Here is a 14012-nt window from a genome sequence, read left to right on the forward strand (position 1 = left end):
GTGATGCATGAGGAACCCGAAGCGCTCGAACCCGTCGATCCAGGCCGCCGCCGCTTCATGCGCTCGGGCGCGCTGTTCGTCGCTTTCAGCCTGATACCGGGCGTCGACGCCTTCGCGCAGCAGGTGATCGCCGACGAAGGCAAGGCCGTGACGATCTCGCGCAACACCCAGACGCTGGCGGGCAGTCTCAAGACCAATCCGCTGCTGGACGCGTGGATCAAGATCGCGCCCGACGGCCACGTGACCGTCTTCACCGGCAAGGTCGAGCTAGGCACCGGCGTGCGCACGGCGCTGCTGCAAGTGGCGGCTGAGGAGCTGAACATGACGCCCTCGCTCATAACCTTCCTCACCGCCGACACCGGCGCATCGCCCGACGAAGGACTGACCGCCGGCAGCCACACCATCGCCGATAGCGGCAGCGCCCTGCTCAACGCCGCCGCGCAGGTGCGCGGTCTGCTGATGGACGCCGCCGCCAGACATTTCGGCATACCAGGGAATGCGCTGAGCGCGCAGGACGCCGTGATTCGCGCGCCCGACGGCCGGACGATGAGCTACGGCGAGGCGGTCGCGCTGGTCGATCTACATCGCAACGCGCAACCCGTTTCGCCGCTCAAGGACCCGAAGACGTTTCGGGTGATCGGCACGTCACTGCCACGCGTCGATATTCCGGGCAAGGTCACGGGTGGCGCGAGCTATGTGCAGGACATGCAGTTGCCCGGCATGTTGCATGCGCGCGTGGTGATGCCGCCTGTCTATGACGCAACGCTGCTGGCTTTCGACGAGGCCGCCATCGTCAAGCTGCCGGGCGTGGTGAAGATCGTGCGCGACGGCAGCATGCTGGCCGTGGTCGCGGCGGGGGAATGGCAGGCGGTGGTAGCGCAGCGCGCCCTGGCCGCGAGTTGCCGATGGACGCCCGGCCGCGCACTGCCCGATCCGGCCACGGTGCACGGCGACCTCAGGCGCATCGCCACGCGCACGATCCCGATCGCCAGCCAGCACACGGGCGCTGCGCCCGCGGTCAAGACGCTGCACGCCACGTACCTCAAGGACTATTTGCTGCATGGCTCGATTGGCCCGTCCTGCGCGGTGGCGCAACTGGAAAACGGCAAACTCACGGTCTGGACGCATTCGCAGGGCGTGTATCCGCTGCGCGATGCGCTCGCCGAGATGCTCGCGATGCAAAAAGACGACGTGCGCTGTATTCATACGGAAGGCTCCGGCTGCTACGGCCACAATGGCGCGGACGACGTGGCCGCGCACGCCGCGCTGATCGCGCACGCCATGCCGGGCCGCCCGGTGCGCGTGCAGTGGATGCGCGAGCAGGAGCATACGTGGGACCATTTCACGCCCGCGATGGTCACCGAAGCGAGCGCCTCGCTGGATGCGCAGGGCCGCATCGTCGACTGGCAGTACGCGCTATGGAGCAGTTCGCACAACGAGCGCATCGTCAATGCGGGGCGTCTGCTGCCCGCGCGCATGCTGGCCAAGCCCTTCGTTTCCGCGCCATCGGAGCCGATGGTGCAACCCGAAGGCGGCGGCGACCGTAACGCGATTCCGCTTTATACGCTGCCCAATATCGAGGTCATCAATCATTTTTCGCCGACGATGCCGCTGCAGACCTCGGCCATGCGCTCGCTCGGCGCGCACACCAATATCTTCGCGATCGAAAGTTTCATGGACGAACTCGCGCATGCCGCCGGGACCGATCCCGTGGCATTTCGTCTGAAGCATATGGACGATCCGCGTGCGCGCGACGTGATTCAGCTTGCGGCACAGCGTTTTGGCTGGCCGCGCCCGCCGCGTGAGCGTAATCGCGGCGTGGGTTTCGGGTTTGCGAAATACAAGAATCTGATGGCTTATGTGGCGATTGCAGTGGAAATCGCCGTCGAGCCAGAAACTGGCCAGATAACGCTGGAGCGCGCGGAAGTCGCCGTGGATTCCGGGCAGATCGTCAATCCCGACGGCATTCGCAATCAGATCGAAGGCGGCGTGATTCAATCGGCAAGCTGGACGCTGCACGAATCACTGCGTTTCGATACCGCGCGCATTCGCAGTTTCGACTGGAGCAGTTATCCGATTCTGCGGTTTTCCTCCGTGCCGAAGAGCCTCAATGTGCATTTGATCGACCGGCCCGGCGCGCCGTTTCTGGGCGCGGCGGAAGCGTCGATGGGGCCGACGGCGGGCGCGCTCGGCAATGCGCTATTCGACGCGACCGGTCAGCGCGTGCGGAACATGCCGCTCGCAGGCGATAGACTGCGTCGCCTGATTGAGGTTTGAAACTGAATTCCGGCGCGGCATTTAAGTGATTCGGCGCTGGCGTCTGAAAAAATTCCACAATAAGCCCGTGGCGTCCGGCCCGCGCGCCGAATGAAATGGCTCGCTAGGGTCGCCGCCGCTCCAGGCGTGGCCCAAACCGCGCACTACGCACAGCCGCACCACATTGCGGCCGCCTTTTACGTAATCCGTGTAGTCCGCGCCATCGCGGCTATAAAAGCGCTGCTCGCCCACGCGTAATTCGCCTTCTGCGTCGACCAGCCGGTTCAGGCGCGCGAATTGAAGCGTCAATTGCTCCGCATTGTGTTTTGCCACCACCGCGTCGATTTCGCCGTGCACGATGACGGTTGGCATGCCGGGATAGTGATTGATATCCACGCGCGCATCGATCAGATGCACGGGGTTTTCCCGCGTGCCGCGGCGCATCACGCTCATCGCCGTCATGGTGGAGGTCGCCGCGCCAAATACCGGCCCGGAATGCAGGCCCACCGCGGCAAACAATTGCGGATGTTCAATTGCCAGCATCGCCGCCAAACCCGCGCCCGCCGAAATCCCCGCCAGATAAATACGCTGCGCGTCAAATCCATATTCCGCAACGATAGCGCCGATCAACGAAGCAACCGAGGGCGCCTCCGTATTAGCGGGATCGTCGTGCCAATGCCAGCAACCCTGCGCATGCGCGGTTTTCGCCTGCTCAGGCAACAGTACGGCAAAACCGGCCCGTTCGGCACGCTGGCAAATACGCGTGCCGCGCGCAAACGATTCCGCGGTCTGTTTGCAACCGTGCAACATCACGACGAGCGGCAAATTGACCGTCGTTTCAACGGATGCAGGTAAATAAAGCGCGTAAGCGAGGTGATTGACCAGACGCCCGGCGGTGGGCGGCGCGGAATGAAACGAGCGTAGCCAGCGACCCGGCAATGACTTCGGCGGCGCTTTCGAACGAGCTTTTGGCGTTGCGCTTTTAGACGCACCCGATGTAGACGAAACGCGTTTTGCGCGTTTCACAGTGGCATTCGTGGAGAGTTTGACGGCTGCGGTTTTACGCCGGCTAGCCTTTTTCGGCGGCGGCGCCATGACGCTTGCGAGCAGGTCTAAACCTCGAAGCCAGACGCTGGATTTTTTCCTGGGCATGGCGTGGGCGGTGACAGCGAAGCGGCGCGGCAAAACAGCAAAGAGCCGCAAAGAGTCCGGACGTCCACAACGGACGCCCGGCGAATTCAGCCAATACTGGAGTACGGTAACCCAATCGGGCGGATCATGAGAACCGGCATTGCGCCAGTTTCCAGAATCCGTCGTAAAGGCCGGTTACGCCATTCCGGCGGCCAGCCTTTACTTCATTTACAACCTTTGCGCTATTTACGCTGCTGCGGCCGGAGCGGCAGCGGCTTCCACGGCGACGGCGCGCGGCTTGCGGGGCGCACGCGTCTTCTTCGCGGGAGCGGGAGCCGTTGCAGCGGCCTTGCGACCACGCTTGGCACCTGTCTTCGTTGCGGCAGCGGACTTCGCGGCAGCGCGCTTGAAGCCGGGCTTCGGGCCACGCTTCGCGCCAGTCGTCTTAGCGGCAACCTTCGGTGCGGCAGCAGCCGTTGCACCTTCGATCAGGAATTTCGAGCGGTCTTTCACGTCGCGAATCCACAGCGGCGCACGGCCACGGCCGGTCCACGTCGCGCCCGTTTTCGGGTCCGCGTATTTCGGTGCAACGTGATGCACCGCGGCGCGCGGCGCTTTTGCCACGCCATTGGCGGCAGCGACGCCCGGCTTGCGACCACGCTTCTTGCCGACGAACGATTCAATATCGGCGACGCTCAAGCCATGCTTGTGCATCAGGTCACGAATCTTCGTGAGACCCACCGATGCCTGCTTATGCGAAAGCGTTTCCGCCTGTTTTTGCAGCTTTGCGATCTTCAGGTTGATCGCGTCCAAAGTCACCATACTCACCTCCCTTATCGGATTTCGTCTCCAGACACCTGTGAAACTTCGTTTGCATGGCGAAGTTTGGTCTGGTCCATATCGGCAATTGCCATCGTGGCAATCCGGATTATGGCGGTAAAGAGCCCGCAGGTGCAAACTCATTGGATGACATTCAGCAATTCGCAGGCCCAATAGCAGTTAAAAGACCAGGAATTTTTTCCGATTCCTTTCATCCGGTTACTTTCGATCTCGTGAAAGAGTCCAGAAAAGCGCGAGCAAAATGCTTTCGAACTTCAGGATACAGAATTTGAAGAATTGAAACTCGCTGCGTGCACGCATCCTGCACCCGACTCAAACGCGCGATCGCGCCTCACGATGCACCTGTAATTATGAGCAATAGACCTAATAGTCAGTTGTCTGGCAAAAGATTGTGCGAGCGTCAACGAATGGGTTTGAGCGTGTTGCTGTGTGTGGCTGCGCGTAGCGGATTGCGTTCGATAACGCTGCACGCCCAACGTGGATACATCAGATGATCTAAAATGCGCGCTGCGGATGAATGTTGCCGGGCGACCTTCCGCTTTTCGATTCCGCCAACCGCTGTTGTTTTTTCACCCAACCCGCTACGACCGAACCTTGCATGCGGTGCATGCGGCAGAGGTCCTGCGTATCGCTTCCTGTCGTTTTTTGTCGCTTCCGATCTTGCCTTGCGATGCCTTTGCGTCATACACGCGATTCATCATGACGTTTGCGCGCCCGGTGTTATCGATCACATTCCATCACATCAATTTATAAACCGCGCTTTTAGACCGCTTCAGACTTCGCTTTAGACCTGACCGATGAACGCACCTGTAGAAACATCCCTTCGCGCGGAGGCTGCCGAAACCGGCGGCGCGTCCGCGCTTATCGAGCCGCCTCACGGACTCGGTCTCGCCGAACTCTCGCTGGCGCTCGGCGGCTTTGCGATCGGCACGGCTGAATTTGCCGCCATGGGCATTCTTCCGGAGATGGCCGGCGATCTGCACGTCACGATTCCGCAAGCCGGCCATATGATCAGCGCCTACGCTGCGGGCGTGGTGGTCGGCGCGCCGCTCATTACTGTGCTGCTCGCAAGAATGCCGCGCCGCGCGCTGCTGATCGTGCTGATGTTGCTGTACGCCATCGGCAATGGCGCGACTGCGGTTTTCCATAGCTATGGTTTCGCGCTCGCGAGCCGCTTTATTGCCGGTCTGCCGCACGGCGCGTATTTTGGTCTCGCTGCGCTCGCGGCGGCCGCACTCGTGCCGCCGCATAAACGCGGCGCGGCAATCGGCAAGGTGATGCTGGGCCTGAGCGTGGCGAACGTGATTGGCGTGCCCGCCGCCACCTGGCTAGGCCAGGCGCTGGGCTGGCAGGCCTGCTTCGCATCGGTCGGGGTCATCGCGCTGATCACCGCGGGCATGATCGCGTATTCGGTGCCCACCTTGCCGATGTCGAGCAAGGCCAGCCCACTCACCGAACTGGGCGCGCTGGGCCGTCCGCAGGTGCTGCTGACGTTGCTGGCATCGGCGGTGGGGTTTGGCGGGATCTTCTCTGTATACAGCTACGTCGCGTCCACGCTCACCGAAGTCACGCACCTGCCGAGCTATCACGTGCCCTGGGCGCTGGCGCTGATCGGCCTTGGCATGATCCTCGGCAATATGGCTTGCGGCTGGTTTGCGGACCGCTGGCTCAAGCGCACGATGCTCGGCATGTACGCATTTACCGCCGTCGTGCTGCTGGTGTTCGTCGCCGCTGCGCCGCATCTGTGGCTGATGTTGCCGGTGCTGTTCTGCGTGGGCTTCGGTTCCGCCTGCACGCCCGCGTTCCAGTCGCGTTTGATGGATGTGGCGGGCGACGCGCAGTCGCTTGCGGCCGCCCTCAATCACAGCGCGTTCAATATCGCCAATGCGCTGGGTGCGTGGCTGGGCGGCATCGTGATTGCCGCCGGTTTCGGCTGGCTGGCGACGGGCTGGGTGGGCGCGATTCTCGCGGCGCTCGGCATTGCCGTGCTGATGGTGTCGTTCGCGCTCGATCGCAAGACGGCTTAACGCGCCTTAAAAAAAACGCCGGCACTGAAGAGCGCCGGCGCGAATGAATCGATGGTTGCCGCGCAGCAGCGCTGCGCGGCCTGACTGCCATCTACACTTATTGCATGTGCTGGCCGCCGTTGATGGGGATATTCGCACCCGTCACGAAACCGGCGTCGTCCGAGCACAGGAACAGCACGAGCGCGGCCACTTCGTCCGGATTGCCCAGACGGCCCATCGGGATCTGCGGCAGGATCTTCGAATCGAGAATGTCCTGCGGAATCGCCGTGACCATTTTCGTCGCCAGATAACCCGGCGAAATCGTGTTGACCGTCACGCCCTTGCGCGCCACTTCGAGCGCCAGCGACTTCGTGAAGCCGTGCATGCCCGCCTTCGCTGCCGCATAGTTGGTCTGGCCGACCGAACCCTTCGAGCCGTTCACCGACGAGATATTGATGATGCGCCCCCACGAGCGCTCCACCATCGCATCGCACAGCGGCTTGCAGATATTGAAGATCGAATCCAGGTTGGTACGCAGCACGGCGTCCCAGTTGACCTTGTCGAGCTTGCGGAAGGTCATGTCGCGCGTGATGCCAGCGTTATTGACCAGAATATCGATCGGGCCAATATCGCTCTGAATCTTCTTCGCGCCGCGCTGGCACGAATCGTAATCGGCCACGTCCACCGAGTACGCGTGAAAATCGCGGCCAGCGTCCGAATGACGCTTCAACCATTCCTTTGCCCCTGCGTTGTCCGGCGAGTGCGTCACCACGACCTTGTAGCCGGCGTCGTGCAGACGTACGCTGATGGCCTCGCCAAGGCCGCCCATTCCACCCGTTACCAATGCAATACGCTTAGTCATCCTGTATATCCGCGAGAGAAGATAATCAATGGTCCTCGCAACGCCCTGTTAAAGAGCGCCGCGTGCTACGAGGGCCGGCATCTTCGCATGGGGTACGAAGATTGCTCGGCATGGATCGCGCGGTTTTCTAGTTTGCATCACATGATGCGCGAACTTGCTGCTGCTACTTTTACGGCTTCATTCACTATCGGGTCCGCCAGCCAAACGCCCCGCGGCGAACCCGACTCGTTGCTTACGCAAGCATTTCCGTGCGTATTTAAATGCGTTCCAGCGCCAGCGCCACACCCATGCCGCCGCCGATACACAGCGACGCCAGACCGCGCTTCGCGTCGCGGCGCTGCATTTCGTGCAGCAGCGTCACCAGAATGCGACAGCCCGATGCGCCGATCGGATGGCCAATGGCAATCGCGCCGCCGTTCACGTTGATCTTCGACGTGTCCCAGCCCATCTGCTTGTTCACGGCCAGCGCCTGCGCCGCGAACGCCTCGTTGATTTCCATCAGATCGAGATCGCCCACCGACCAGCCCGCGCGCTCCAGCGCACGCTTCGAAGCCGGCACCGGGCCCATGCCCATGATCTTCGGATCGACGCCGCCGGCGGCGTACGACTTGATGCGCGCGAGCGGCGTAAGGCCCAACGCCTCGGCCTTTTTCGCCGACATCACGACGACCGCGGCCGCGCCGTCGTTGAGACCCGAAGCGTTAGCCGCCGTCACCGTGCCTTCCTTCGAGAACGCCGGCTTCAGGCCCGCGAGCGATTCGGCCGTGACGCCATGACGCACGAATTCGTCGGTGGCGAACTTCAGCGGCTCGCCCTTGCGCTGCGGGATTTCGACCGGCACGATTTCCGCGTCGAAACGGCCTTCTTTTTGCGCGGCTTCAGCCTTGTTCTGCGAGGCGGCCGCAAACGCGTCCTGCTCTTCACGCGTGATGCCGTATTCCTTCGCGACGTTCTCTGCCGTCACGCCCATGTGGTACTGGTTGTACACGTCCCACAGGCCGTCGACGATCATGCTGTCGATCAGCTTGGCGTCGCCCATGCGGAAGCCGTCGCGCGAGCCCGGCAGCACGTGCGGCGCGGCGCTCATGTTTTCCTGACCACCTGCCACCACGATGTCCGAGTCGCCCGCGATGATCGCGTTGGCGGCCAGCATCACAGCCTTCAGGCCCGAACCGCAGACCTTGTTGATCGTCATCGCCGGCACGGCTGTGGGCAGACCAGCCTTCAGCGAAGCCTGACGCGCCACGTTCTGGCCGGAACCTGCCGTGAGCACCTGACCCATGATCACGTCGCTCACCTGATCGGCCTTCACGCCTGCGCGCTCGAGCGCCGCCTTGATCACCAGCGCGCCGAGGTCGGGCGCGGCCACCTTTGCCAGCGAGCCGCCGAATTTACCCACCGCCGTGCGTGCGGCCGAAACGATCACAATGTCAGTCATTTTCCATTCCTGCATTAAAGAGACTTACCGGGATAGCTGCTTCAAAAAACCACACCTCGCGGCGCATCAACGACACGCTCACGTCACATGAATTAGCGTGTCTGCATACCGTTACACACAGATGACAAAACGGGGAACAAACGCAGTAGCGATGCGTATTGATTCAACGAGGTTTGCTAAAACGTATTGGGCATGCGCGGTGCAACGCTTGAGCGAAGCAACCGCGCTTTCTTTACCGAAGTCTTGAAGGCTAAATGCAATAACAATTATTTCGCGGCGTGAATGACTGCAGCCTCCTGCGTGGCGGGCTGCTGAAGCGCTTTAGCAGTAATCGAATCAACTTGCGCATCAAATTGCTTGCGCGTCGAATCAATCGTTTGCTGGGTGAACTGGCGGAACGTTTCGGCGGCGTTGCCAAAAGCGGCAAAGGTCGAATTAAACGCCGAGAAATACGGTGCGGACCCAGCGGGCGCATTCTGCGAGAAACGATCTGCGAAAGCCTTGGCACGTTCCTGCTGCGCTTCGGCTTGCGCGTGAGCGGCCTGCGTCAATTCCGCCTGGGCATGCGTAGCGATGTCGAAAAGCTGACGACCGTACGACAAAGCCTTTGCGGCGGCTTGCTGCGAAGTGCTGACATGATGCGTGAACAATTCGACAGGACTGGCGGTTTGCAGCGCGCTCTTGAGCGTCGCTTCGTTTTCGGCCAGCACGGCGCGCGTAGCCTGGAGATTCAGCGCGACAACGGCTTCGACGCTCTTAAAAGCAGGCTGCGTAAATGCGAAAAAAGCCGCGATGCCGGACTGATAATGTGCCCGGAGATGTTCGGATGCGAAATCGTTCGTGGACTCGGTCATCGACTATGCCTCATGGTTAGAAATGCTAAACAGATTGACTAAATCGAGCCGCAATCCGATGCGACTCACGAGCACTCCGTCCGACACTGTACGCAACACGCACACTATCGTGGCAACGCAATTAGAGACTTGATTCTAAGCCATCAATTTAACAATTTTGTGCAACACACAATTAGGTGAAAACCCTGAGTCGCCACAATTCGATTCGGAACGGGTTTATTTCTTGCAGTTGTCAGGCAAATCAAATTACAAATTATTCGGCCTGGCGTATGCGGGGTCGGTTTCTTTAGTGCATGCACTGGAATGCATGCGATGTGGATCATTAATTCGCGTTATACGTTTTAGCTAAATTAAGGGCGTGACCTGTCAACTAGCGTTTCCCGGCCAGCGAATTGGCCGTGAATCGCTAATTGATGCCAGTTCTGATTAAAGAGCCAGGATATTGCGCATACATCAAAGCCCATCAATCCAAAGGATACCGAATCAAATTAAAAGCGCGTGATTCAAACCCCGCGCAAGAGGAGCCGCTTATGGACTGCCCAGAACGTGACCGTTCACCGTCATGCCGTACATTGAATTGGGCGTATCGTGATATTTCGCGCGTGTCTGCGCGACCGATCCCGTAAAGCGTGGGTCCTGCGGCCTTTCGTGGCTGTCCATGAATATCGCCACGTCCCATGCCTCCTGGTCGGTCAAGGTTCCCCCGAGGCCTAGCGGCATATTCGCCTTGATGAAGCCCGCCGCATTCTGGATTTCGTGCATGCCCGCACCCCAGTTGAATGACTGCGCGCCCCACAGCGGCGGAAACACAGTCTGACCGTTGCTGCGCTGCCCCTGGCCGTCCGCGCCGTGACAGACGGCGCAATGCTGGGCGTAGACGGCGCCGCCGCGTGTGTAATCGGCTTTCTGCGCGGGCGCAGGCAGTTTGGGATAACCGCGCCCGGCGAGTTTTCCGCCGACCGGTGCGCCCGTCGCCAGCCAGTATGCGTAGCTTTCGAGCGCGACGAGAACCGGGTCGCCGAGCGGCGGCGGCTTGCCGTTCATGCTGTAGTTGAAGCAGCCCTGCAAGCGTTCCGCGAAGGTATTCACGTGGCCATTCTTGCTGCGCCAGGCGGGATAGGAGATATACGCGCCCCATAGCGGACCGGCATCGGCTTTACGGCCTGCATCCAGATGGCAGTTCGCGCAGGTCAAGGTATTGCCCACGTACCGGCCGGCGAACTGGCCGGTGTGCAGAAAGATCTGCTCGCCGAGCTTCACCTGTTTGCCGAAATCGCCTTCGGGCATGGTGCTTTCGGCGGGTGGTTCAAACGGCGCGGCGTACGCATGAGCAGCGCAGAACAACGCGCCAAGCATGCCGTGCTTCAGCACATTCAGAACGGTGGCTTTCATCAGGGTCTCCCGCGTTATTTGTTCGCCGCTTGCGCGTCGGCTTGCGCGTAATACTGCGCTACGGCCTGAATATCCGCGTCGCTGAGCTTGCTCGCAATCGTCGGCATCAGCGCGAGCGGGCCGGGCGCACGTGTGCCGTTTTTCCACGCTTTGAGCTGCGCTTCGATATAGGCCGCAGGTTGCCCCGCCAGCGGCGGGAACACCGTGCCAACGCCCGCGCCGCCCGGCCCATGACATTGCACGCACGCGGGCAGATCCTGCTGCCAGCGCCCGCGCGTGGCGAGCCATGCGCCGGTGTCGGTAGTCGAAACATCGGCGCTGTCCCGGCTGCGCAGATCTTTTGGCGCGGGCAGGCTGCTGAAGTATTGCGCCACCGCCTCGCGCCCATCGCGCGACATGATCTTCGCGAACGGTTGCATGATGCTGTTTTCGCGTGTGCCGTCGGCAAAGGCGGCGAGCTGCGCCGCCAGATATGGTTCGCTCACCCCCGCGAGCCGCGGAAAGCCCGCAGCCGCGTTGCCCTCGCCATTTGCTCCGTGACAACTGATGCAGGCGGGAATGCCTTTGGCGGTCCCTTGCGTCGCAATCGTGCGACCTGATGGAGATGGAGATTGAGACGGCGGTTCAGGCTCAGCGCCCTTGGCCGCGTGCATGACGGGCAATATCGCCATCGCCAGCATGGCGGCCATGGCGAACGGGCGCGCGCGACGCTTCGCGTTCATGTCGTCTCCTCGTTATGGGTCGTGCGATTGTGTACGTGTGGACGAGCCCATTATCGCCCGCCGCGCGGCGTTACAATCGCAAAAGTCCTGAACTGTCCTGCCTATAAATCGCGCTTAATCCCATCGTGACCGAGCATCAACCCGGCCTGACGCCGGGCTTCATTCTGACCCGCCACTGGCGCGACACGCCCACGCATACCGAAGTCGACTTCTGGCTCGCGACGCCCGACGGCCCGCGGCAGTTGCGCCTGCGCCCGCAGACCTCGGTGGCCTTCGTGCCGCAGGCGCAGCGCGAGTCCGCGCAGCGCGCGCTCGAACGCGACAAAGGCGTCGAATGGCGCGAGCTCGATCTCAAGGACTTTCGCCAGCGCCCCATCGCCGGCCTATACGCGCCGCAATATCGGCAGCTGACGGGCGCGGCGAAGCGCCTGACGAAAGCGGGCGTCGATGTCTACGAAGCCGATATCCAGCCGCCCGACCGCTACATGATGGAGCGTTTCATCACCGCGCCCGTGCTGTTTCGCGGCGCTGCCGATGAGGCCGGCGTGCTGATCGACGGCGAAATGAAGCCCGCCGCCGATTACCGGCCCTCGCTGCGGCTGGTGTCGCTCGACATCGAAACGAGTGCGCAAGGCGAGCTTTATTCGATCGCACTCGAAGGTTGCGGGCAACGTCAGGTCTATATGCTGGCGCCGCAAAATGGCGACGCCGGTGCGCTCGATTTCGATCTCGCGTACTGCGAAAGCCGCGCGCAGATGCTCGAATGCCTTAACGCCTGGATGGCGCAACACGATCCCGATGCGATCATCGGCTGGAATCTGGTGCAATTCGATCTGCGCGTGCTGCACGCGCACTCGCAGCAATATGGCGTGCCGCTGCGGCTCGGGCGCGGCGGCGCCGTCATGGAGTGGCGCGAGCACAGCATCAACCAGAATCACTATTTCGCGGCGGCGGCAGGACGGCTCATCATCGACGGGATCGAAGCGTTGCGCTCCGCCACCTGGAGCTTCCCTTCGTTCAGCCTCGAATATGTATCGCAAACGCTGCTGGGCGAAGGCAAGGCCGTCGACAATCCATATCAGCGCATGGACGAAATCCAGCGCCGCTTCGACGAGGACAAGCCCGCGCTCGCGCGCTACAACCTCAAGGATTGCGAACTCGTCACGCGCATTTTCGAAAAGACCGAATTGATGGCGTTCCTGCTGGAGCGCGCCTCGGTGACGGGCCTGCCCGTCGATCGCAGCGGCGGGTCGGTCGCGGCATTCACGCATCTGTATTTGCCGCGCATGCACCGGCTCGGCTACGTTGCGCCCAATCTCGGCGATGTGGTGGGCGAGAACAGCCCTGGCGGCTTCGTGATGGACTCGCGGCCCGGCCTCTACGATTCGGTGCTGGTGCTCGATTACAAGAGCCTGTATCCGTCGATCATCCGCACGTTCCTGATCGACCCGGTCGGGCTGATCGAAGGTTTGCTCGCGCCCGACGACGCGCATTCCGTGCCCGGTTTTCTGGGCGCGCGGTTCTCGCGCACCCTGCACTGTCTGCCCGAAATCGTGCGCCAGGTCTGGGATGGCCGCGAGAGCGCCAAGCGGCAAAAGAATGCGCCGCTTTCGCAAGCGCTGAAGATCATCATGAACGCGTTCTATGGCGTGCTCGGCTCGACGGGCTGCCGCTTTTTCGATCCGCGTCTGGCTTCATCGATCACCATGCGCGGTCACGAAATCATGCGTCAGACGCGCAAGCTGATCGAGGCACAGGGCTACGACGTCATCTACGGCGATACCGATTCGACCTTCGTCTGGCTCAAGCGCGCGCATTCGGAAGAAGATGCCACGCGCACGGGCCGCGAGCTGGTTGTGCATGTCAATGCATGGTGGAAGGCGGAACTGGAAAATCGCTATGGACTGCAAAGCGCACTCGAACTGCAATTCGAGCGCCATTACTCGCGCTTTCTCATGCCCACGGTGCGCGGTGCGGAAGAAGGCAGCAAGAAGCGCTATGCGGGTCTTTCGCTGGCGAAGGACGGCAGCGAGGAAGTCGTGTTCAAAGGCCTGGAAACGGTGCGCACCGACTGGACGCCGCTTGCGCAGCAATTCCAGCGCGAACTCTACCGGCGCGTCTTCATGCGGGAGCCGCATGAAGATTATGTGCGCGAATACGTGCGGCGCACGCTGGCCGGAGAATTCGACGATCAACTGGTGTTTCGCAAGCGTCTGCGCCGGCCTTTGAGCGACTATCAGCGCAACGTGCCGCCGCATGTGCGCGCCGCGCGCGTGGCCGACGAATACAACCGCGAAAAAGGCCGCCCTTTGCAGTATCAGAATGGCGGCTGGATCAGCTATGTCATGACCACCGTGGGACCGGAACCGCTCGAAACCCTGAGCGCGCCGCCGGATTACACGTTCTATCTCACGCGTCAGTTGCAGCCTGTCGCCGATGCGATTCTGCCCTTCCTGCGCGAAGCGTTCGAAACGCTGATTTCCGGTCAGGCAAGCCTCTTTTAAAGCGGCT

General features: G+C 61.6%; 10 protein-coding genes. 4 read left to right on the forward strand and 6 right to left on the reverse strand.

What is annotated here, in order from left to right:
- Positions 1-3: 3 nt before the first annotated feature.
- On the forward strand, positions 4-2277 hold the full coding sequence (locus tag F3J17_RS00800; protein ID WP_167054371.1) for a molybdopterin cofactor-binding domain-containing protein: 2274 nt from the start codon (positions 4-6) through the stop codon (positions 2275-2277).
- Positions 2278-2298: 21 nt separating this feature from the next.
- Here F3J17_RS00800 and F3J17_RS00805 read toward each other — a convergent pair whose 3' ends face one another.
- Together F3J17_RS00805 and F3J17_RS36410 are read right to left on the reverse strand one after the other, a co-directional pair.
- Complete coding sequence (locus F3J17_RS00805; protein ID WP_167052866.1) at positions 2299-3408, reverse strand: PHB depolymerase family esterase; 1110 nt, start codon at positions 3406-3408, stop codon at positions 2299-2301.
- 225 nt (positions 3409-3633) lie between these two features.
- On the reverse strand, positions 3634-4209 hold the full coding sequence (locus F3J17_RS36410; protein ID WP_167052868.1) for an H-NS histone family protein: 576 nt from the start codon (positions 4207-4209) through the stop codon (positions 3634-3636).
- 815 nt (positions 4210-5024) lie between these two features.
- On the opposite strand from F3J17_RS36410, the gene F3J17_RS00815 reads away from it, so the two are divergent.
- On the forward strand, positions 5025-6254 hold the full coding sequence (locus F3J17_RS00815; protein WP_167052870.1) for an MFS transporter: 1230 nt from the start codon (positions 5025-5027) through the stop codon (positions 6252-6254).
- A 97-nt stretch (positions 6255-6351) separates the two neighbouring features.
- Here the strand turns inward: F3J17_RS00815 and phbB are convergent, their stop codons facing one another.
- Positions 6352-7095: an acetoacetyl-CoA reductase gene (gene phbB / locus F3J17_RS00820; protein WP_167052872.1), complete on the reverse strand. Its 744-nt coding sequence runs from the start codon at positions 7093-7095 to the stop codon at positions 6352-6354.
- A 256-nt stretch (positions 7096-7351) separates the two neighbouring features.
- Positions 7352-8533 carry an acetyl-CoA C-acetyltransferase gene (locus F3J17_RS00825; protein ID WP_167052874.1) on the reverse strand — a complete coding sequence of 394 codons (1182 nt, stop codon included), beginning with the start codon at positions 8531-8533 and terminating at the stop codon, positions 7352-7354.
- Between the two features lie 278 nt (positions 8534-8811).
- On the opposite strand from F3J17_RS00825, the gene F3J17_RS36105 reads away from it, so the two are divergent.
- Positions 8812-9429, forward strand: a complete 618-nt coding sequence (locus tag F3J17_RS36105) for a hypothetical protein (RefSeq protein ID WP_240160710.1) — start codon at positions 8812-8814, stop codon at positions 9427-9429.
- A gap of 486 nt (positions 9430-9915) precedes the next feature.
- Here the strand turns inward: F3J17_RS36105 and F3J17_RS00835 are convergent, their stop codons facing one another.
- Together F3J17_RS00835 and F3J17_RS00840 are read right to left on the reverse strand one after the other, a co-directional pair.
- A complete protein-coding gene (locus F3J17_RS00835) occupies positions 9916-10743 on the reverse strand; it encodes a c-type cytochrome (protein ID WP_240160774.1) in 828 nt (275 codons plus the stop codon).
- A 50-nt stretch (positions 10744-10793) separates the two neighbouring features.
- Positions 10794-11432: a c-type cytochrome gene (locus tag F3J17_RS00840; protein WP_240160775.1), complete on the reverse strand. Its 639-nt coding sequence runs from the start codon at positions 11430-11432 to the stop codon at positions 10794-10796.
- Between the two features lie 194 nt (positions 11433-11626).
- On the opposite strand from F3J17_RS00840, the gene F3J17_RS00845 reads away from it, so the two are divergent.
- The gene (locus F3J17_RS00845; protein WP_345891105.1) at positions 11627-14005 is read left to right on the forward strand and encodes a DNA polymerase II; all 2379 of its coding nucleotides are present in this window, start codon (positions 11627-11629) and stop codon (positions 14003-14005) included.
- The last annotated feature ends 7 nt before the right edge of the window (positions 14006-14012 follow it).

Source organism: Burkholderia sp. Ax-1719 (assembly GCF_011753055.1).
Lineage (GTDB): Bacteria > Pseudomonadota > Gammaproteobacteria > Burkholderiales > Burkholderiaceae > Paraburkholderia.